General features: G+C 39.0%; 20 protein-coding genes and 5 tRNA genes. 10 read left to right on the plus strand and 15 right to left on the minus strand.

Annotated features, from left to right (window positions below):
* Window positions 1–205: 205 nt before the first annotated feature.
* The gene (locus HVN35_04820; protein ID NYB51864.1) at window positions 206–1,291 is read left to right on the plus strand and encodes an AI-2E family transporter; all 1,086 of its coding nucleotides are present in this window, start codon (window positions 206–208) and stop codon (window positions 1,289–1,291) included.
* A 129-nt stretch (window positions 1,292–1,420) separates the two neighbouring features.
* On the opposite strand, the gene HVN35_04825 is transcribed toward HVN35_04820, so the two are convergent.
* The 7 genes from HVN35_04825 to HVN35_04855 form a co-directional block, all read right to left on the minus strand.
* Window positions 1,421–1,828: a Holliday junction resolvase gene (locus tag HVN35_04825; GenBank protein NYB51865.1), complete on the minus strand. Its 408-nt coding sequence runs from the start codon at window positions 1,826–1,828 to the stop codon at window positions 1,421–1,423.
* Between the two features lie 72 nt (window positions 1,829–1,900).
* Complete coding sequence (locus HVN35_04830) at window positions 1,901–2,212, minus strand: hypothetical protein (protein NYB51866.1); 312 nt, start codon at window positions 2,210–2,212, stop codon at window positions 1,901–1,903.
* 162 nt (window positions 2,213–2,374) lie between these two features.
* Window positions 2,375–2,450, minus strand: a tRNA-His gene (locus HVN35_04835).
* Window positions 2,451–2,474: 24 nt separating this feature from the next.
* Window positions 2,475–2,557: transfer RNA gene (locus HVN35_04840), tRNA-Leu, on the minus strand.
* An 81-nt stretch (window positions 2,558–2,638) separates the two neighbouring features.
* A tRNA-Glu gene (locus HVN35_04845) sits at window positions 2,639–2,713 on the minus strand.
* An 89-nt stretch (window positions 2,714–2,802) separates the two neighbouring features.
* Window positions 2,803–2,876, minus strand: a tRNA-Ile gene (locus HVN35_04850).
* Window positions 2,877–2,881: 5 nt separating this feature from the next.
* A tRNA-Asn gene (locus HVN35_04855) sits at window positions 2,882–2,954 on the minus strand.
* 277 nt (window positions 2,955–3,231) lie between these two features.
* Between HVN35_04855 and HVN35_04860 the strand changes: the two genes are divergently transcribed.
* From HVN35_04860 to HVN35_04890, 7 genes are all read left to right on the plus strand, one after another.
* Window positions 3,232–4,239: a radical SAM protein gene (locus tag HVN35_04860; protein ID NYB51867.1), complete on the plus strand. Its 1,008-nt coding sequence runs from the start codon at window positions 3,232–3,234 to the stop codon at window positions 4,237–4,239.
* Window positions 4,240–4,277: 38 nt separating this feature from the next.
* Window positions 4,278–5,651, plus strand: a complete 1,374-nt coding sequence (gatB, locus tag HVN35_04865; GenBank protein NYB51868.1) for an Asp-tRNA(Asn)/Glu-tRNA(Gln) amidotransferase subunit GatB — start codon at window positions 4,278–4,280, stop codon at window positions 5,649–5,651.
* 110 nt (window positions 5,652–5,761) lie between these two features.
* A complete protein-coding gene (locus HVN35_04870; protein ID NYB51869.1) occupies window positions 5,762–6,016 on the plus strand; it encodes a DUF504 domain-containing protein in 255 nt (84 codons plus the stop codon).
* A complete protein-coding gene (locus HVN35_04875) occupies window positions 6,009–6,815 on the plus strand; it encodes a CBS domain-containing protein (protein NYB51870.1) in 807 nt (268 codons plus the stop codon). Before HVN35_04870 ends, HVN35_04875 begins: the two co-directional genes overlap by 8 nt.
* The gene (locus HVN35_04880; protein NYB51871.1) at window positions 6,812–7,099 is read left to right on the plus strand and encodes a phosphoribosyl-ATP diphosphatase; all 288 of its coding nucleotides are present in this window, start codon (window positions 6,812–6,814) and stop codon (window positions 7,097–7,099) included. Before HVN35_04875 ends, HVN35_04880 begins: the two co-directional genes overlap by 4 nt.
* A gap of 62 nt (window positions 7,100–7,161) precedes the next feature.
* On the plus strand, window positions 7,162–8,316 hold the full coding sequence (locus tag HVN35_04885; GenBank protein NYB51872.1) for an aldo/keto reductase: 1,155 nt from the start codon (window positions 7,162–7,164) through the stop codon (window positions 8,314–8,316).
* Between the two features lie 87 nt (window positions 8,317–8,403).
* Window positions 8,404–8,922: a nitroreductase family protein gene (locus tag HVN35_04890; protein NYB51873.1), complete on the plus strand. Its 519-nt coding sequence runs from the start codon at window positions 8,404–8,406 to the stop codon at window positions 8,920–8,922.
* A 205-nt stretch (window positions 8,923–9,127) separates the two neighbouring features.
* Here HVN35_04890 and comE read toward each other — a convergent pair whose 3' ends face one another.
* The 8 genes from comE to nuoE all read right to left on the minus strand — a co-directional run bounded on the left by comE (window position 9,128) and on the right by nuoE (window position 17,844).
* Window positions 9,128–9,682 carry a sulfopyruvate decarboxylase subunit beta gene (comE, locus tag HVN35_04895; protein NYB51874.1) on the minus strand — a complete coding sequence of 185 codons (555 nt, stop codon included), beginning with the start codon at window positions 9,680–9,682 and terminating at the stop codon, window positions 9,128–9,130.
* A gap of 101 nt (window positions 9,683–9,783) precedes the next feature.
* Window positions 9,784–10,275 (minus strand): sulfopyruvate decarboxylase subunit alpha, encoded by a 492-nt coding sequence (comD, locus tag HVN35_04900; protein NYB51875.1) that lies wholly within the window; start codon window positions 10,273–10,275, stop codon window positions 9,784–9,786.
* A gap of 93 nt (window positions 10,276–10,368) precedes the next feature.
* A complete protein-coding gene (locus HVN35_04905) occupies window positions 10,369–11,397 on the minus strand; it encodes an Ldh family oxidoreductase (GenBank protein NYB51876.1) in 1,029 nt (342 codons plus the stop codon).
* Window positions 11,398–11,512: 115 nt separating this feature from the next.
* Window positions 11,513–12,538 (minus strand): phosphoribosylformylglycinamidine cyclo-ligase, encoded by a 1,026-nt coding sequence (locus HVN35_04910; GenBank protein NYB51877.1) that lies wholly within the window; start codon window positions 12,536–12,538, stop codon window positions 11,513–11,515.
* Window positions 12,539–13,099: 561 nt separating this feature from the next.
* Entirely contained in the window at window positions 13,100–15,004 is a 1,905-nt protein-coding gene (locus HVN35_04915) for a beta-CASP ribonuclease aCPSF1 (GenBank protein NYB51878.1), read from the minus strand.
* A gap of 74 nt (window positions 15,005–15,078) precedes the next feature.
* The gene (gene psmB, locus HVN35_04920) at window positions 15,079–15,711 is read right to left on the minus strand and encodes an archaeal proteasome endopeptidase complex subunit beta (GenBank protein ID NYB51879.1); all 633 of its coding nucleotides are present in this window, start codon (window positions 15,709–15,711) and stop codon (window positions 15,079–15,081) included.
* A 307-nt stretch (window positions 15,712–16,018) separates the two neighbouring features.
* Window positions 16,019–17,110 carry a formate--phosphoribosylaminoimidazolecarboxamide ligase gene (locus HVN35_04925; GenBank protein ID NYB51880.1) on the minus strand — a complete coding sequence of 364 codons (1,092 nt, stop codon included), beginning with the start codon at window positions 17,108–17,110 and terminating at the stop codon, window positions 16,019–16,021.
* Between the two features lie 266 nt (window positions 17,111–17,376).
* Window positions 17,377–17,844 carry an NADH-quinone oxidoreductase subunit NuoE gene (gene nuoE, locus HVN35_04930; GenBank protein NYB51881.1) on the minus strand — a complete coding sequence of 156 codons (468 nt, stop codon included), beginning with the start codon at window positions 17,842–17,844 and terminating at the stop codon, window positions 17,377–17,379.
* Between the two features lie 366 nt (window positions 17,845–18,210).
* Here nuoE and HVN35_04935 point away from each other — a divergent pair, with 366 nt between their 5' ends.
* Window positions 18,211–18,957: a class I SAM-dependent methyltransferase family protein gene (locus tag HVN35_04935; GenBank protein ID NYB51882.1), complete on the plus strand. Its 747-nt coding sequence runs from the start codon at window positions 18,211–18,213 to the stop codon at window positions 18,955–18,957.
* A 748-nt stretch (window positions 18,958–19,705) separates the two neighbouring features.
* Window positions 19,706–21,475 carry a PAS domain-containing protein gene (locus tag HVN35_04940; GenBank protein NYB51883.1) on the plus strand — a complete coding sequence of 590 codons (1,770 nt, stop codon included), beginning with the start codon at window positions 19,706–19,708 and terminating at the stop codon, window positions 21,473–21,475.
* The last annotated feature ends 38 nt before the right edge of the window (window positions 21,476–21,513 follow it).

Here is a 21,513-nt window from a genome sequence, read left to right on the forward strand (position 1 = left end):
CATATTCTTCATTAAAAAGGTGAAGGTGACAGTTTATTTCAAGCTACTTCAAGTTGAAGTTTTAATGCAGTACTTCATTGTATATTTCATCATTATTCAAGGATCTTTAAAAATAATGCTTACCCTAGGATAAAACGTGTGCATAATTAAATAGCTTATGCAATAATGTTAGGCAATAATATGAATAGATGGAAGGATAACTGATATGATTTACAAACTTAAAGGAACTCTGACATCAGCTTTATTTGTAATGGCAGTTCTTATATTGTTATCCTTAGTTGTTCTTACTCCTATGCTGAGCATGATTGTTCTAGCAGCTGTTTTTGCCTATGCAGTGCGCCCTATTTCTAAGAAGATTCAACCATATCTTAAATTCCAGTCACTGGCAATAGCTGTGACCATGGTGATAGTGATTCTCCCTTTAGTTATCATTGTCATCTACTGCATTAATGCACTGATACAGTCTGCCCCATCAATTTTAGATGCTGCAAAAGCCATGAATCTGGGTAATATAACCACCGCATCTATACAGAACTCCCCCCAGTTCCAGCAGTACGTACCATCCAGTGTTTACCCCTATTTGGGTTCTGCTTCCGGAATTCTGGAGGCTGCCTTGTCGGACATCCTCAAAGGAGTAGTATCATATCTGGTTAGTCTGGTTCAATCCATCCCTAATCTGGCATTGGAGCTATTCGTGTTCTTTGCAGCAACATTCTACTTAGCTCGAGATGGCCACCTATTGTGGAAATATGTTGATTTTGTGATACCTCATGATAGAAAAGGATTTTTTGACAACCTCTTCCGGGAAACAGACAATGTTTTAAAGAGTATTTTCTTAGGACACTTCCTAACTGCCATGATAGTGGGTGTTATTTCTGGAATAGGTTTCTACCTTTTAGGTTATCCTTACTCCTTATTCTTGGGAATTATAACTGGATTCTTCCAGGTGATTCCATTCATTGGACATTGGCCCACCTATACTGTTTTAGCCCTCTATGACCTTTTCAACGGAAATTACATACGCATGATACTGGTGGTTTTTTTAAGCATCTTTCTGAGCGTGCTGGACATGTACATGCGACCCCAGATCTCAGGTAGATACGCAGATGTACATCCCATGATATTCCTGTTAGGATTCATATGCGGACCACTTCTCATGGGACTTGTAGGATTCATAATTGGACCATTAGTTCTTGGCGTGGCTTATGCAGCAGTTTTAGCTTATAAAGAATCCAAGGAAACAGAAATGGAAAATGCAGATCTGGATAAAGACGGTAATAACAAATCTTAACATTTTAATTTCAAAAAAGGATTACATTTCATATTCATTCCATTTATTTTATAATTGAATTTGTGATATAATTAAAAAATAGTATTTTTTAAAAAACTAAAGGGTTTTATGAGGTTCAATTGGAATATTTCAAAATTTCACTTGTTTATCTTTTCCTAAAATTTCATCAAATTCCAATCCTTTATGGAAAGCCAGATCTACATCCACCCGGTAGTTGTTCTGTCGGGTTTGGTGAAGTAGGTCAGGAGTTAAAAAACGCCATTTTTTGCGGGAGAATTTGGCTCCAATATATGGTTGGGCTCCGAAAATCTCTGCAAATTCAACTAATGCATCTATCTTATCAGAATTAATATAAATACGATCCTTTGAAGAGGATTTAACCTCTATAGCCAAGTATATTTTACCATTACCTGCTATGATGTCAGGGAGTGGTTTTTTTGTTGCTCCGCCAGATGCTGGGGCGCGCATTGCTGCACAATCAGCATCCCATAGCATTTTAACCAGTTCTCGTTCTTCACGGGATCCTGTTTTGCTCATTAAACTCTAAACTCCCAGTAATTCACAACCACAACTCAAAATGGATATCCGCATCATGGAGTATTACTGAAATTAATGGGTGTCAATATCTGCATATTCAATACTTTTAGCAGAAAAGGTTCCATTCTTAGTTGGCCCTCGTATCCACCCTATACAGGCATCTTTAGCTATGATTTTCCTGTCTTTGAATATTATGTCTACTTTTATCCCTGAACGGCTTAGTTCTGGTCTGTCGGTTATGAATCTGGAGAAAGCACCAGTGTAATTGTAATGATTTTTTAAAAACCACTGAGTCACACTCACTCCTTCCATTTTCCCAATTAACTCTCCTTTATGTAGCACATCGCACTTAAGGGAACTGCAGGTTCTTTCCATCTTGATCATAGGGCTCCCCCCATAGGTTATACTAGTTAAATTTTATACTTAAGGATGGATAAGTACTTTTCTATTAAAAATAGTGTTTTTAGTGTGGAATATGTCCTTGGGGTATGTTTTTGTATTAATGTACCAGATTTAGTAAAAATAATCATATTATTCAGATAAGTATGGGGCCGGGGCCGAGATTCGAACCCGAGTCGCGGGATCCACAGTCCCGTAGGATAACCACCTACCCCACCCCGGCCTTATGAATTTGGGTGTACTTGAGTGCAGGGGAAGGGATTCGAACCCTCGAAGGCCTACGCCAACAGGTCCTAAGCCTGTCCCCTTTGGCCGCTCGGGCACCCCTGCAATTAGGTTAATTTCGGCTTGAATCAGTCATCCAAGACCTAAATTAGTCTAAGGGCAGTTGAATATGATAAAATTGAAAAATGCTCCGGCCGGGATTCGAACCCGAGTCTTCGGCTCGAAAGGCCGAAATGATTGGCCGGACTACACTACCGGAGCTAGTTTTTATATGAATTTTAATTCTATTAATATATCTAAATTAATAGATCATTAATATATTGTAGGTAAATTATCTGAATTCAGGTAAATGGGCCCAATGGGGTTCGAACCCATGGCCGCCCGGTTATGAGCCGGGCGCTCTACCTGGCTAAGCTATGGGCCCTTGAGCGCCGCCGACAGGGCTCGAACCTGTGACCAATCGGTTAACAGCCGAACGCTCTACCTACTGAGCTACGGCGGCTATATATGTAAGCTAACTAAACCTTCAAAACCCTATCAGGGTTGGCAAGTTAATAGAATATAGCATACTAAGCGTAGTTTAACATTTACGTTAATCATATATAAAGGTTGTCCTATCTAATCCCAAAATATTATTCATAGGAATAAATATAAAGATTTTGGGGTTTTTAACTTATTTAAACTTATTTAAATTCCATAAAAATTTAATGCCTAAAAATAACCCGCAAATCAGATCAATACTGAAAATTAATTGAAATTGAATATTTCATGGTTGGAAAATGAATCTCACCCAAAGAATAAACAACAAAGAAATTCTGGATCTAATCCAGGAAGCCAATAAGATCACTCTCAAAAAACACGGAAATCACATAACTCTGGAAAGAGCCATATTCCTTTCATGGTGGTGTGATAAGGGGGACTGCAGTTTCTGTTACATGTCCTCCCAGAAACCCCTTATAAGGGATCCTCAAAAGGCCCGGAGGCGAGTGGAGGCTATACTTGCCGAGGCAGAAATGGTCCGCCGTATGGGATGGAATATAGAATTCCTATCTGGAGGATATGGGGCTTTCACCACCACTGAGATAAAGAAAATTGCCCAGGAAATCAACCAGATAACCCTAGACCCGGTATGGCTCAATGTGGGCATAACCAGCGAACTTGATGCCTATGGTGAAGAAGTAACTGGGGTAACTGGTGCAGTGGAAGTGGCTAATCCGGAACTCCATCGGAAAATATGTCCCAGCAAACCTCTGGAGGAGATAACTAGCATGCTTCAAGATGCAGGTGATTTAGGGTTTAAAAAAGCCATAACCATTATATTGGGGTTGGGGGAAACACCTGAAGATCTTCGCTATTTATTTCACCTGATTGAAGAACTGGGAATTGATCGTATCATTTTTTACTCATTAAACCCCCATCCAGACACACCCTATGCTGATACTCCTCAACCTGCATCCCTCTACTATGCCGGGACAGTGGCTGCCACTCGAATACAGTTCCCTGAATTAGAGATCATCACTGGAACCTGGGTGGATAATCTGGCCAATATAGGACCACTTATACTGGCTGGTGCTAATGGACTCACTAAATTTCCCTTATTCAAAATGTTCGGGACTCGGCATGGACTGCGAGTAGAGGAAGAGGTTCGCTGGGCTGGCAGGGAACTGGTGGGAACTTTCACAGATCTTGATTGTTTGGAGGGTGAAAGTCCCAGAAGTGGTCTGGAACCCTTCCTAAAAAGATATATCACTAGTTGTCTTAATAATAAAACAAAGTATAAGGTTTAAATTTTACTCGTTATTTTATAGGAGGAATAGCTATTAAGATGAAATGCGGATTAGAAATCCACGTTCAACTCGAAACAGAATCAAAACTGTTCTGCACATGTCACACTAACTACCAGGAGGCAGCTCCCAACACCAACATATGCTACGTGTGTTTAAACCAGCCCGGAGCCAAACCATACCCTCCCAACCAGTCAGCCCTTGATGGGGCAGTAATGATCGCCCTCATGTTAGGCTGTAAAATAAGTCCTGAAGTTACCTACTTCTTGAGGAAACACTACGACTACCCTGATCTCCCCTCAGGATACCAGAGAACTTCTATTCCCATAGGATTCGAGGGAGATTTAAATGGTGTTCGCATCAGAGAGGTGCACCTGGAAGAGGACCCAGGTCAATACAAACCAGATATGGGCATAGTTGACTTCAACCGATCAGGAATACCTTTAATTGAGATCGTAACTGAACCCGACATGAAATCTCCTGAAGAAGCACGTAAATTTTTAAGAGAACTCATCCGAGTCCTTGAATACAGTGGAAGTGCTCGTGGAGAGGGTACCATGAGAGCTGATGTAAACATCTCCCTAGAAGGGGGTAAAAGGGCTGAGATCAAAAATATCAACTCTATAAAAGGAGCATACAAAGCCTTGCAGTTTGAAATGGTCCGTCAGAAGAACCTCCTAAAAAGGGGTATTGAAATAAAACAGGAAACACGTGCATTTCTGGAATCCCAGATGATAACTGTACCCATGCGACTTAAAGAGGAAGCAGAGGATTACCGTTACATACCAGATCCGGATCTTCCACCAATGATGGCTGAAGAAGAAAGGGTGGAAGCCATCAGGGAAAAAATGCCGGAACCAGCCCACATAAAGACAGAACGTTTTGTGGAGGAATATGGGATTAAAAAAGATCATGCTCAGGTTATAACCTCCGAGTTGGAATTGGCTGATGCCTTTGAAGAAGTGGCCAAAAAAGTGGACCCTTCATTTGCAGCATTGTGGATGAGGGATGAACTCAAAAGAGTTCTTTCCTATAACAAACTCACCTACAAAGAAAGTGAAATAAAAACTGCACAACTAGTGGAATTGCTCTCTATGTTGCAGGATAAAAAAATAACCACCAAGGCCGGGCAGAGGATCATTGAAAAACTCCCTAAAAACCCCCAAATGCCAAGCCAAATTGCTGAAGAGATGGGACTGGTGGGTGTAGTTGAAGATGACATCGTACTGGAGGCAGTGAAACAAGCCATCCAAGAGAACCCGGAAGCAGTTTTCGATTATTTTGAAGGAAAATCCAAGGCTTTAAACTTTCTGGTGGGACAGGTTATGCGTATAACTCGGGGAAAGGCAGACCCGGGAAAAACCAACCAGATAGTGCAGGAAGAACTCAGGCACCAAGACCAAGCAAATAACTGATTTTAAAAAATAGGTTTTAAAAAATAGGAAAAAATAACTTACAAGGGATTATAATTCGATCCATAATGATTATTAACAAGATACGGCTTTAAGGGGGAGGTTTGATCCCTATGGCCAAAAGAATCCTGGACATGTTAAAATGGCATCCTGAAAAAGATTCAGAAAAGTGCAGGATTACTTATTCCCATAGAGGACTTAAGGGTAACCTTAAAACCATCCCCCTCACTGATATTCAAGGTCAAAAAGGAGGATTCATGATTATGGCTGACGGAGCTATGGTTCCTTACCACCGCATAGTGAAAATAGAATGTGATAATAAGATAATATGGAAAAAAAGTCTAAAAAAAGGAGATTATAATGACTAGTTCCACTCTGGTTAAAGATTACATGACCCGGAATGTTATAACTGTCAACCCTGACACGCCTAATGCTGAAGTGATCCAGCTCATGAAGCAGACTGGTCACGATGGTTTCCCGGTTAAAACCAATGGAGAAGTCATTGGCATGGTAACTGCCTTTGATCTATTACTCAAACCATGGGTACACGAGGTTAAAGATATTATGTCCACAGATATCGTGGTAGCAGACCAATCCATGTCTTTAAATGACGCTGCTAGGGTGATGTTTCGTATGGGAATCTCAAGATTACCAGTTATAAATGAAGAAGGTCACTTGGTGGGTATAATCACCAACACAGACATCGTACGCTCCCACATAGAACGTTCCACTCCTATGAAAGTTCGTTACTTCAAGAAAACATTAGAACAACTCTATGATATAAAAACCAGGCTGGTTCATAAGAAAGTACCCATTGATAAGCTCAGACCCACCCAAAACCGGGTCTATGCTGATGAACTTCAGGGCCGCACCTACGAACTTAAAAGGGGACTAGCCGAACCAACTATCGTGGTAAAGACTGGAAATCGTTATATACTAGTTGATGGGCATCACCGAACTGTAGCTGCTCTTAAATTGGGATATGAAGAAATAGATTCCTATGTAATAACACTGGATCAGGATATCAAGCTGGGAATGGAGAAAACTGCTGATAAAGAAGGTATTTTCACATTGGAAGATATAGAGATCATTGATGATGCTCAGCACCCTTTAATAGCCATAACTGGTCCCCTGCGTAAGGAAATCGATAAAGGGGCTAAAAAATGAATGATAGAATTATCAGGGAAGTTTATAATGTTTTAGAGGAGAGAAGGGATTCTCCTATTGATTCATACACTTCAAAACTAATGCAGGACGATGAAAAACTGGCTGAGGATAAGATTCTTGAAAAAATTGGGGAAGAGGCTGCGGAGGTTATCATAGCATCCAAAAATAATCAACAACTGGTACCCGAAGCTGCAGATCTTATATTCCACACTTTACTGCTCCTGGTTTATAAAGGAGTGGATTTAGATGAATTATATCATGAATTAGAAATGAGAAGACGTTAACCTGTCAAATTTTAACATTTTCTTTTATTTTTCCTATTGCCAGGTTTATGGGGTTTTATTAAATGCTTTACCGTAATATGGGTAAAACTGGTGAGAAAGTATCCATACTGGGTATGGGATGTATGAGGCTACCAACCCGGGGCAGATATGACCAAATTGATGCCCAGAAGGCATCAAATTTACTTGATCATGCTCTGGAACATGGAATAAATTATTTGGACACAGCATACCCTTACCATGGCCTCAGCAACTCTGAAGGAGGGGCCAGTGAAGTGTTCTTAGGAGAATATTTCACAGAAAATGATAGGCGGGATGAAATCCACATATCCACTAAATTACCCACCTGGCTACTGAAAGATGAAGAAGACATGGATATGTACTTGGATGAGCAATTAAAGCGCCTGAGGACGGATCAGATTGATTTTTACCTTTTGCACTCTTTGAAGGAAAAGAGCTGGTTTCATCTGGAAATTCTGGGAATCTTTGAATTTCTGGATTCTGCCCGTTCAGATGGTAGGATTAAATATGTGGGATTTTCATCACATGATGAAACAGATTTTTTCAAGGAAGTGGTTGATTCCTACTCCTGGGACATGTGCCTGATTCAATACAACTATCTGGATGAGAACATCCAAGCTGGTAAGGAAGGTCTGAACTACGCTGCTGAAAAGAACTTAGGAGTGGCGGTAATGGAACCTCTTAAAGGAGGTGTTCTGGCAGAACACATCCCCCCAGAAGTGCGAGATATATGGGACAGTTCTCCAGTTTTGAGAAAACCAGCTGAATGGGCTTTAAGATATCTCTGGGATATCCCTGAGATCAGCACGGTGTTAAGTGGAATGACCACCATAGAACAGCTTAATGAAAATTTATTATATGCGGAAGAGGGATTGCCCCACTCTCTAACTACTGAAGAAAGGGAATTAATGGAAGAGGTGAAGGAAGTTTACCAGGCCAAGATAGTGGTGGACTGTAGTAAGTGTGGTTACTGTATGCCCTGCCCCAGTGGGATTAACATCCCCCAGTGTTTAAGTTATCTGAACCAGGCAGCCATGCTGGAAGATGATTCAGAAGTTAAAGGACAGTACTATTTCATGCTAAAAGACACAGAAAGGGCAGGCAACTGTGTGGAGTGTGGGTTGTGTGAGGAGTTATGCTCACAGAAACTTCCAGTCACGGAACTTTTAAAAGAAGTTAAAAGAGTATTGGGAAGCTGATTCAGGATGCATTTATTAACAACTCTCAGATAAAAGAGTAATTATGTGAATTAAATTAATATGCAGATAAATTGGGGGTTTGAACCCATGGAATTTCAGGATTTAATTAAAAAAAGATACAGTGTACGTGGCTACCAGTCGAAAGAAGTGGAAAAAGAAAAACTGGAAAAAGTGTTAAATGCAGCTCGCCTAGCTCCCACCGCAGTGAATAAACAACCTTTCCGTTTGATAGTGGTAAAAACCAAAGGCAAAGAGGATGAATTAAAAAAGATTTACCCTGCAGAATGGTTTGCACAGGCACCTGTGGTTATCTGTGCATGTGCAGTTAAATCAGAGTCATGGACTCGTCGGGACGGCCGTAACTATGTAGATGTAGATACAACCATTGCCATGGACCACCTAATACTGGCCGCCACTGAACTGGGCCTTGGAACCTGCTGGATAGCAGCCTTCGATGCTGAAGCAGCCAGAAAAGTTCTTAAAGTACCCGATAACATGGAACCACTTCTATTCACTCCCCTGGGTTATCCTGATGCGGAACCACGGGGGATGGGTAGAAAAGAACTTGATGAACTGGTTATTTATCATAAATGGGATTCAAAATGAGGATTCGAAAATAAAAAGTACAGACCGTAATCTGTTAGTCCTGAGGATTAGTCCTGAGGATTCTCGGAAGATGTGATTATAATAAGATTAATCTTGATTTGGAGGATAAAATAAATAAATGGAAGAATAAGTGGAAGGAATGAATAATTATGATGAAAATGGGGGAGTATTAAAAATCTGATGATCTTTTAGAAAAATCCTTTTTTTATTCTTCTATTATTTCCTTCATGAAACGTTCTTTAATCTCCTCAGGTTCCATAGGAATCACTGGAACATCAGCATTACCTGCTTTAACCTTTAAATGGACAAAAACAGGCCCTTCAGATTTTAGAAATGGTGAAAAATCAATTTTCTCTTTTGATTCTTTGATTAGGAAGGTGTTCTCAAATCCCACACCCTCTGCAATTTTTTTAAGGTCGGTGGTAGCGGCGTAGGTGCACTGGTTTCCAGTACTGCCATAGCATTCATTGTCCAAAACCACCAAGATCAGATTCTGGGGATTTTGATTGTAGATGGTCACCAAGCTACCCAGGTTCATCAGAACCGAGCCATCACCATCAAAGACCACAACTTTTCTTTTCTGGGCCATGGCCAGCCCCAACCCAATGGATGATGCCATACCCATTGATCCTAACATGTAAAAATGTTTCGGAGAATCTTTAACATGATAAAGCTCCCGGGAAGGGAATCCAATATTACAGATTACCAGTTCATCATCCAGTTGACTTGTAATCTGTTTTAAGGCTTCGATTCTTTCCATTTGCAGTCTCCTTGAATGTTCTCATATTAAATTTAATTCCATATTTTAATTTATTTTTGTTTTAAAGCCTTAATTAAGTTTTAAGTTAATCTGGATTTAATTCACCAGAAATTAATATCCAAAAGTATTCCCAGTGGAGATCCAGCCAATTCTGCCAGGGTCCATGCTTCGGGTAAGAGTTTAAGGGCTTCCTTCGGTGTTTCAGGAATTATATAGGCAATCTCCAGGGTGTCCAGCAGTCCAGGAGTTGCTTCTCCCATGGGAATCTGAGCACTCATGAATTCACCTTCAGTACCTCTGTGGCTGATGATCATGAGTATGGGGAAATGGTAAAGTTTAAAAAGGGATGCCAAGACGTTTATAGAGTTTCCCAGTCCGGAGTTTTGCATTAAAATGGCTGGTCTTTTACCTCCCATAAATGCGCCAGCTGCAATGCCAAAACCCTCTTCCTCCCTGGTCACTGGCACATGGATGATGTCCGGGTCACAGTCAACCATATCCATGACCTTTCCCAGGTTCACACAGGGAACACTAACCACAAAATCTATTCCCGCCTTTTTAAGCCCTTCAAAAATGGCCTGACTGCTGTCCATTAAAATGTGCTCCATCAATTTTTTTATTAGTTGATTATAATTTCAATTTTTCAATTTTTTAAGGAAGAAAAATTTTTCATGTGAATTTAGAAACTATTCACCGAGTATGTCACGGGCATCTACTCCCAATTCTCTGGTGATTTCCCGCAGTTGTTTCACCAGATTATCATCCAGAGGCATACCTTTTTCCTGGTGACGTTTAACATTTCTAACTTCCATATCTCCAGGAATGAACACGTTAGGAGTGGATTTAACCTCTGCAATGAAATCATCCACATCTTTTTTAAATTCTTCCAAATCCACAAATTTAGAGGGGTCTAAAGCCATGACCAGATCTCCTTTGGTGCATTCAACCTCAGAGTTCGCGGTTCCAGCAACAGCTTTACCGTAAGATGCGTTTACCAGGGGTCCGGCCATTATCTCAATCATAAATGCCAGTGCATATCCTTTATGCGCTCCAAATGGTAAGATTGAACCTTTAAGTGCTTCACATGGGTCAATGGTTGGCCTCCCATCTGCGTCCAGGGCCACATTTTCAGGTATCATTTCACCTCTTCTTTTAGCTTCTATGAGTTTCCCTCGGGCTGATGCTGATGTGGCCATATCCACGGAAACATAGTGACTGCCTGAAGGTATTCCTATAGCCAGTGGGTTGGTTCCCAGGATGGGTTCTTTCCCACCTATGGGGGCCACTGCAGGTTCAGTGTTGGCGATGACTATGCCTATCATATCCTCCATTATAGCCATGTCTGAATAGTAACCAGCCACTCCAAAATGATTGGAGTTATGAATACCTATAATTCCAACACCTGCTTCTCTTGCTTTTGAAATGGCCATTTCCATGGCACGATAGGTTACCACATGCCCAAAACCATGGTTACCATTTATGAGGGCTGTGGCCAGACTCTCTTTTTCCACAGTAATCTCACTTTTAGGTTTAATGGTGCCTACTTCAAGTCCTTTGACATACTGGGGGAATCTTCCAAGGCCATGTGATGAAAAACCCTTCAAATCTGCATCTAATGTGACTTCAGCCACTATGGATGCTTCTTCATTAGGCACATCTAGCTGGGTTAGCATTTCAATGATCAGAGATAATTCCTGTTCTGGAGTAATTTTCACAATTTTCACCTTCCTACAAGTCAATTCAAATCTATAATTGATATTCCTAAAATGATTTGAAACCTTTTTTTATATTATCAGTGTTTAATTCTTGCTTTGAAGTTCAAATCAAATCCTATAGTTGAATCCATTCTCCAGAGAATGTTTTAACTTCAACTTTACTCTGGGAGTCATCCACAACCCTACCAATTACCTGGGCAGGGTGATATTTTTCTAATATATTAAGTGCATCAGTTGCTTTATCCTCGGGTAGAATAACTGTAAATCCCACACCCATATTGAAAACACGGTACATTTCTTCAATCTTCACGTTCTCTCTTGAAATAAACATAAATAATGGGTGTGGTTCTGGTAAGTTGTCAATACGGTAACTGGTTCCTTTTTTCAGTCTTTTAAGGTTGGTGAATCCTCCTCCGGTTATATGTGCCAGGCCATGAACATTCACTTCATCTAATAATTCCATAATGGCCTTAACATAGATGCAGGTGGGTTCAAGCAGTGCCTCCCCCACCGTAACATTTGCATCAGTGGGTAAGGGGTCATCAACTGTAAGCCCGGTTTCTTCGAAGAAAACCCTACGGGCTAGACTTAAACCGTTACTGTGAATACCGCTGCTTCTAATACCGATTATAACATCACCATTTTGGATTTCTTCACCAGAAACAGTTTTATCCAAGTCCACAATACCAATACCTGTGGCTGCTAGGTCAAAGTTTCGTACAATCTCTGGTAGTGATGCTGTTTCCCCTCCGATCATGGCTACGTTAGCCTGACGGCATCCTTCTGTTAATCCTTCTGCTATTTGGCTTGCAGCTTCTGGATCTGGCTTTTCAACGGCCAGGTAGTCCACCATGGCCAGGGGGCGTGCTCCTACACAGATAAGGTCGTTAACCACCATTGCCACACAGTCAATGCCCACGGTATCATACTTTCCCATCATCTCCGCTACCAGGATTTTACTCCCCACCCCATCAGTGCTCATTGCCAATCCCTGATTTCCCAGGCGTACCAGTGCTGCGAAGTGGCCGCTTTCTGTAATCAAATCCTGAAACTGGAGGGTTTCTTTAAGTTTATTAGTTAGCGCAGTTACTGTGACTTCTTCCAAGTCGATATCTACTCCGGATTCTGAATAAGTTACCAATTAGATCACCAAATGAATAAAATGAATAGTATAGTGTATAGTGTTATTTGATTAAACGTTAATAAACTTTTTAGATTCTACCGAAACTATAAAAAAACAAATTTGGACATTTATGAGGATTCTTAATTATCACCACTACCAAAAAAAGGTTTTTTTATAAATTCAATTTTTTTTATAAATTTAATCAGTTGATGGGATTGTTTTCAAATTTAGCTTATTTAGATGCTGCATATTTCATTGTTGATTGTTCATGGGAACGGTTCAAAAGGAATTCTGCCACAGTTAATAGCATTTGTCCCTAACTGAGGACTCGATAATCATCATGGTCAAGATATGTTTTCAGTGGTTTAGATGTCCTTCTTCCAGGTATGCATGTGCTAGATGTTTGCAACTTTTTTTAATTAATCTGAGGTTCTCTTCGCGGGGGCTTCGATTTTTATGTATAAATGAAAAAGAAGTGCAAGAACTGTTTTATTAGTCTTGTTTATAGAAAATTTTTTCTTTAAAAAAATAATAATGAAAAATCAAATAAATACAAAATAGAAGGTTAAGTGAGGACGATTATTGAATCCTCACAGTTTCCAAGTTCATTGGAGTTTTTGTCTCGATTTTATAGCTTCTGTAGATACTACTGGCCAGGTCCAGGGTTTTGTAGTTATCTCCATGACAAATCAGTATTTTCTCGGGTTTGGGACTAATGCGCCGCACGTAATCCATAAGTTGCCGGCGATCAGAATGTCCACTGAATCCTTCAATGGTTTTAATATTCATTTTCACATTGTAAACATTGGTTTTTCCTTCTTCTTTAAGGGGAATCTCTTTCCAACCCTTTTGTAGTCTGCGTCCCAGTGAACCTTCTGCCTGGTATCCTACGAAGACCAGTGAACTTTTTTCATCTTCACATAACCATTTGAAGTATTCCAGGGAGTTTCCACCGGTCAACATTCCTGATGTGGAGAGTATAATTGATGGTTCGCCTTCTACAATGTCTTTGCGTTCTTCGATTCCATTAACTTTATGGAAGACTTCGGAAATGAAGGGGTTGCGTCCCATATGGAATATCTGATCCCGAAGGTCTTTACTGAGGTATTCTGGTCGGGCGGTGTGGATGGCAGTGGCTTCCCAGATCATGCCATCAATGTAGATGGGGACTTCTTCGATGATTCCGTGACGTATGTATTCATCAAGAACTATCATTAACTCTTGAGCCCTTCCCACTGCGAAAACAGGTATTAAAATCTTCCCTTTTTGTTGAAGAGTTTGGTATATGGTTTTTATAAGTTCTTTTTCCGCATCATTTCGGGTGGGCTGCACATCCTCATGTCCACCATAGGTACTTTCCATAACCAGGGATTCTATACGTGGAAACTTGGATACTGCGGGTTCAAGGAGTCTGCTTCTTTCGTATTTGAAGTCTCCTGTGTAAACGAAGTTGTGCTGACCATCACCGATGTGCATATGAGTAATTGCAGAACCAAGGATATGCCCGGCATTATGTAAGGTGAGACGAATATCTGGAGCTATATCAGTAACCTCTCCATAGTCAAGGGTTATGGTATGTTTAATGCTCTTTTTAACATGTTTAACATTAAAAGGGAGTGGGTTGTCTTCTCTGTGTGCTATGTCAATGTGATCCAGCTGGAGTAGGGTCATAAGGTCTCTTGTGGGGGTGGTACAGTACACTGGGCCTTCATATCCATAATGGTAGAGATAGGGCAGGAATCCAGAGTGATCAAGGTGGGCATGTGAGATTATGACTGCGTCGAGATCATCCAGGACAAATTCAGGAACATTTAGATAAGGGTATGAACTTTTATCATCAGCACCTGCCACATTTACTCCACAGTCCAGTAATATTTTGCTGTTTGAGGTTTGGATAAATAGAGAGGACCTTCCCACTTCACGGAAACCTCCCAATGCAGTTAGCCGAACCCATTCATTCTCCATGGGGACTGGCCGGTGTATGCGGCTTCCTAACTGCTGCAGGATCTTTTTACGTTCTTTGCTGTTTTTACGGAGCGTCCTTCTGATCCTTTGAATTATTTCAGAAGAAATAGGTGGTGTACGTAAGATTTTAGGAGCCCAACCAATCTGTTTCACGATCTCTCGGGAGGTGGCTCCGTATTTGCCTATAACCAGTCCCGGTTTCCTGGCTTCAATAATAACCTCGCAAGTCACATCATCAAAGGATATGTTAGTGATTTTGGCTTCGTCGGGAACTATGCTGTGGATACGGTTAATGGACTCCTCTGGCTCAGTGAGCACTGTTTTATGAGAACGGATTATAATCCTTTTCCTAATGTCCTTGGCCAGATCCCGGATGAGGTCACCGTTCTCGGTGATAATTTCAGGGTTTTTGGTGTAAATCACCACTTCAGGACCTTCAAATTCAACTTTTGCTACTTGAACTCGGCTGGGTAATCTTTGTATGATTGTGTTTTTGATTTCTTGAATCTCTGAACCCATAACATCACGTCTAGAAAAATAGAAAATAGTTTGAGTCCTTATGAAGGACTCTTAGAATATTTAAATAATTAAAACTAGTTTATTTCTTTTATTTTTTTGTTTACTTCTTCATCAGAAAATTTTTTGAACCCCTCTTCCTCGGTGATGGTAGCCACCAGTATTCCATTGCCTGAAAAGGCATCCCTCTCCATGGCAGATTTTATGGCGCGAATAGCCACATCTACTCCTTCTTCAACATAAAGATCTGCACTGTAGCGGTCTTCCAGTACACCATAGGCTACCGGTGATCCTGAGCCAGTGGCAATCATTGGATCCCGGATAACTCCTCCAGTTGGATCCAGGGAGAAAAGAGCAGGACCTTTATCATCCACCCCTCCTAGAAGTGTTTGAACATAGAATGGGTAAAATCTGGATGAGTGTAATATATTGGAGGTGAGGGTTGCTGCGGCTTCTACGTTGATTCTTTTACCGTTTCGGAGTCTGAAAAGTGCAACTTCAGCGCTGATGTATTTCATCAGGCTTTGAGCATCTGAAACAGCACCAGCAATGGTGGCTCCAATGTGATCATCTATTTTGAAGATCTTGTCAGCCACTTTGTGGGCTATGAGATTCCCCATGGTGGCTCTGGTTTCGGTAGCAAAAACAACTCCGTCCTTACAGGTTAAACCAACAGTTGTAGTGCCTTTAAGTCGATTTTCATCATTCATAGATACACCTCAAAAAAACATAAATAAAAAATAGCTAAACTTTCTATGTGCTACTTTAAAATTCATGGTATATAAATATTGCTGGTTATATTTCTTTAAATTACCAGCTTTATGTGTCCTTCTTTTTAATACAGGCTTATATAAGCCTTTGGTTATCTTTTCATGTTTCTGATCCTTTTTTTATTTATTAATGTTCCCATCATCCTGTTGTCTGGATATGCAGATTGGAACATTTTAAGAGGTAAAAAACGTGTCAAATAAAAAGAAAAAGAAAGATAAAAAAATGGGGCAACCAAAGAGCAAATCTCTAGGTTACTAAAACATCTAAGTTGTCTTCAGATATTCCGTTTTTAATTTCACGGGATATTCTTCGGCCAACACTCATCAATTCTCCGAAAAGGAGGTAACTGTAGGATGAGGTGTGCATGAAGGTGTTGGATCCGCCATCAGTACGTGCACTCATTTCAAAGACAATAATCTCTAAATCATCATTGCACAGACTCTGCAGGCAGAATGGTCCGTTCATTCCTGGTGGAACAAGCTTTTTAGCTCCTTCCACCAATTTGTCTCCAATATCAAAAACTTGAGGCAGCAGGGATTCTCTCATAACCACGGGATGGTTCCCTGTAATAACGTAAGAGGGATCCAATCCAATATCCAGCTGATCTTTGGCAGGGATCCTGCATAAACCGTCAATATTGGATTCATAACGGCTGTCCATTCCTAAAACTTCAACTTCATCATTTAGAGCAGAATAGAAGAAATGTATGCAATAATTGCATCCGGAAACATATTCTTCAATGTGGGCTTTAGCAACATCTTCTTCTCCTATCCAGTTTCTTTGGAGCATGGTATCAATTTTTTCATGATATTCCTCAGTTGATGATGCCACAAAGTAACCTCGACCTCCCCTTGCTCCAGGAAATTTCACCATTACTGTGCGGTCAATATCAGCAGGGTCGTGATATTTTTGGGGGATTCGGATACCTGATTCAACCATCAATTTCCTTTCCAAATCTCTTTCAGATTCCCAGCGTAATATGTCCCGGTTTCCGAACATGGGGACCACAAAATCATTTTCAACACGATCTAAACCAGCATAAGCAACAAAAGATCCATGAGGGATTATGATACTATTCATATCCCTTAGCTCTTCTTGAACTTCTTGGTTAACAATGTCCTTAAAATGATCAACCATAATGAATTCGTCAGCCACTCTAAAGCGCTGATAGGGAACTTCTCTACCTTTTTCACACACCACTGCTGTACGAAAACCCTCATCTTTGGCTCCTTTCAACATATGTAGGGAGGTGTGACTTCCCAGGGTGGCTATAGTAATTTCATCCTTATTATATTCATCGAGGATGCTTAAAATCTCGTCTCTATTTACTTTACCCAAAATTCATCCCTCCAGTAAAACTGTTTAAATTCATTTAAGACTTGGTGATAGTTATGTTTTGTGTCTTGAATTTTTGATAACATGATCTTTTTTTTACAATGTAAAGTTGAAATAAATGCTAATTTCATTAAAATCGGATAATTTGCATGCTGATTTTAACAGATATAATATTCTAAAACGTTTAAAAACTAGGTGATATATGCTTGATATTAATGAATTGAAAGCAATGAATCAATTAAAAAACAATATGAAGGTGTAATTCCAGTTCAGGAAGATTTTTTTTTGTTCCTTTTTTTGCGAAAAATTCTTTTTATATCCTTTAAAGATATATTTGATTTTATTTCTTGATTTACGGTGGCACAAGGTGCCAGGGCACAGCAACCAAGACAACCAACTGATTCGAGGGAGTATTCAAGATCTAAGGTAACACCACCTTCTTCTACTTCCAAATGTCTTTCTATACCTTCTAAAATCTTATCAGCTCCCTGCACGTGGCATGCAGTCCCAGTACATACCATAATATGTTTTTTGCCACGGGGAGTGAATCTGAACTGGGAATAGAAAGAGGCCACACCATATATTTCACTTTCAGGAACTTTAGTAAACTGAGAGACTTCTTTCATTGATTCTTCAGGGAGATAACCAAAGTATGATTGAATATCCTGAAGTATGGGAATTAAATCTGATCTAACGCCCTGATATGAATTTAATATTTCCTGAAGACTAGTTTCCATTATAATTCTCCTTATTTACTCTATATATTTGATTGTAATTGATGTTTCATCTTTTTATAGATATCTCCATACAAAGTTTTTGAAGACCAGTAGGGGGGTGAATCATGGTAGGTCCATTTTCGCAAGCATATTTATACATTCCTATTTGATCCCATGATTCCAATAATTAATTATTATAACTCAAATTTTTTGTATTTCATGATTTAAAGCCTCATTTACCCTAATAATCATTTATTTTTTTTACTTCAGTCTATTTTCAATAATGAACAGCCTAAATTCGTCCATGAATATGCTATCATTGAATATTTCTTATCCCATATATTATCTCCTATATTAATATACTCTTGAATAGCTCTAATAGAAACTATGAAAGGTAAGGTAATAGGTGACATTCTGGTTTTGAAAAAAAATGTGGAAAAACCTTATGAGGGTGACCCTCAGGAACTTCTGAAAATCCCTGGAGTCAATCGTGTGGTGCGTTTAGGTAGAATTAGGGGGTTGCAAAGGGAACCTGATGTGGAAGTTCTGGTAGGTGAGGGAACAGAAACTATACATCGGGAAAACCACTGCCTGTTTAAACTGGATGTTTCCCGGATAATGTGGTCCAAGGGAAACACCACGGAAAGAAAGAGAATGGCCCAGTTGGTTGAAGACGAAGAGACAGTGGTGGATCTTTTTGCAGGGATAGGATACTTCACCATACCTATGGCAGTGCATGCCAAACCTCGAAAAATTTATGCAGTGGAAATAAATCCAGTGGCACACGCATACCTTTCAGAAAACATACAACTTAACAAGGTCTCTGATGTGGTGGTACCCATCCTTGGAAATTGCCGGGATTCAGCACCTCGAAATGTTGCAGATAGAGTTTTAATGGGATATATTGGAAACACAGACGAATATCTAGATGTGGCTATGGAAGTGCTTAAGGATGAGGGCATCATCCATTATCATGAATCTGTACCAGATAAACTGAAATTTAAAAGACCAGCTTCCAGGGTTAAAAATGCAGCCAAGGGGTATGAAGTGGATATTTTAAACCAGAGGGTTATAAAAAAATATTCTCCGGGGGTTTATCATGTGGTGGTGGATGCCAAGGTGCGTAAAAGTTAATTCAAACCATTCTTCCAAATTCTATCAAATTCAATTATTCATGTTTTTTCCAGACTCCTCCTATTCTGTGTAATAACTAATGTAATAAATAATTATGATTAGTAATTATCTAATTGTCTAATTATTTCATTTACGTCAGAAGTAACAGCATTTTCAGCGAATATTCAATTCATTATTTTATTTTAATTTATATATGGAAAGTCAAACCAGTATATAAATAGAGTTCACAGAGGGGAGTTCACAGAGTGATTAAAAAATGTAAGAATTAAATATGATAAAGTAAAAATAAGTTTATCGCATCAATTTTTATAAACACTAACAATATTGCTATAATGATTGATGAAGGGGTGGTGGTAACTCGTATGGGATTAGATCTTTCCTGTTTGGAACTTAAAATCATATATTTTAACGAGTTAAATGATTAAAACTCTCATTTAATTTTTAAACAGTTACATCAGGGTTATATGGGGATTTATTGAAGGGTATGATTGAAGGATAAGTAATTAAGTTCCAGTTTCAACGTCTGAAATTATAAAGGGGATCTATCATAAAACAGGGGCAGATGGCATTCATTTTACGTTGACAGTTTCTGCACAGGTTAAAAGATTTTATGATGCCAATAAATGGTTTAAATTGGTGATAGTTAGGATTTAATGATTAAAATTGGATTAATGATATTCTAGTAACGATAAATTTGGTTAAAAATTAATAATTGATATAGGCTGTTAACTAGATTATTGGGTGGGTTATGTCAAAGAATTTGAAGATCTTGGTGGTGGAGGATGAAGCTCTAACAGCACTGGAGCTCCAGAAGAAACTGGTTTCATGGGGTTATGAGGTTATAGATGTTGTTTCCTCTGGGGAAAAAGCAATAGAAAAATCATTGGAATTACAGCCAGATCTTGTTTTAATGGATATTTTACTTAAAGGAGACATGACTGGAATAGATGCTGCTAGAGAAATCAAAAGCAAGATGGAAATTCCAATTATTTATCTTACTGCATACAGCGATGATGAAACATTTGAAGGTGCTAAAATCACCCAGCCATATGCTTATTTAATAAAACCATTTCAGGATAATGAACTTAGATTTGCCATTGAAATGGCTTTTTACGGCCATGAGAGGCAGCTAGAACTAAAAAAAAGTGAATCGCATTACAGATTTCTTGCAGAAAGTACTCCGGACATGATTTTCATCATTAACCCTGATTTATCCGTGAATTATGTTAATGAATCCTCTTTAAAATATCTTAAAAAACCCAAAGATGAGATAATTGGCAGGTCTCTTAAAGAAATTTTCCCAGCAAGTGTATTTAAATCTCAAAAAAAGACCCTAAATGATATATTCCGCAATGGTAAGTCCCTCTGTTCAGAAGATTTAATAATATTTCCAGACGATGAATTATGGCTTAACACCTGCTTTAAACCATTAAAAGATGATAATGGTTCAGTTTATGCCATAATGGGAATCTCCAGAAATGTTTCTAAGTTTAAAAAAATACAGGAAGAGCTCCAGGGTAAGGATGACTTTAATTTTGATATTATTGAAAGTATCAGCCAACCTGTATTTTATAAAGATAAATTAGGTTTATACAGGGCTTGTAATCGTGCTTTTGAGGAGTTATTGGGCTTATCTAAAGAAGATATTATTGGTAAAACAGTTTATGATATTGCCCCTCGAAGGATGGCTGATAAATATCTGGAAATGGATCAGAAACTATTTGAAACCCCTGGAGCCCAGTATTATGAGTCAGAGGTTCAACATGTTGATGGCAGTGTTAGGGACATTATTTTTAATAAAATCACTTTAAATGATTCAGAAGGGAATTTAAAAGGAATTTTAGGATTAATGGTAGATATCACTTCTCAAAAAAGAATTCCTAATGGATTACAGAAATCAAAAAACCAACAGGATGCAGTAATTAGGGAGATGCATACTTGTATTCAAAAAAACTTGAAACTAGTTTCGAATTTAATGGGTCTTCAGGCTGATTCGATAAATGACAATAATATTTCTATGATGTTTAGGGAAAACCAGAAAAGAGTGCAGGTTATGGCTTTAATGTATGAAAAACTTTCCTTTTATGATGATCCGACACATATAGAATTTGGTAATTATTTAAAAAGCTTGGTAAGTCTGTTTATAAATTTTTATAAGCCTAAAGGATACTATATAGATCATCAGGTGAATGCAGAGAAAATAAATATGAGTATGGATTGTGCCATACCACTAGCGTTTATTGCCCATGAACTGGTTTCTAATAGTCTAAAACATGCATTTAACCAGGATAAGAAGGGTGAGCTAATTGTTACTCTAGAAAAAGACAGTTCATATTGGATTATGGGTGTAAAAGATAATGGTGTTGGTTTACCGGATAACTTCAATTTTTTGAAATCAGAAAATTTGGGTTTTAAAATAGTAAAAATTATACTTGATGAGGTAAATGGTGAATTAGATTTTAAAAATGAAAATGGTGTTCAGTTCATAATCAGGATTCCAAAGATTATTGATAATTGAATGAATTAAAAAAATAATATTTTAGTATACGTTGTTTT

The organism is Methanobacteriaceae archaeon (assembly GCA_013403005.1).
Classification (GTDB): Archaea; Methanobacteriota; Methanobacteria; order Methanobacteriales; family Methanobacteriaceae; genus Methanobacterium.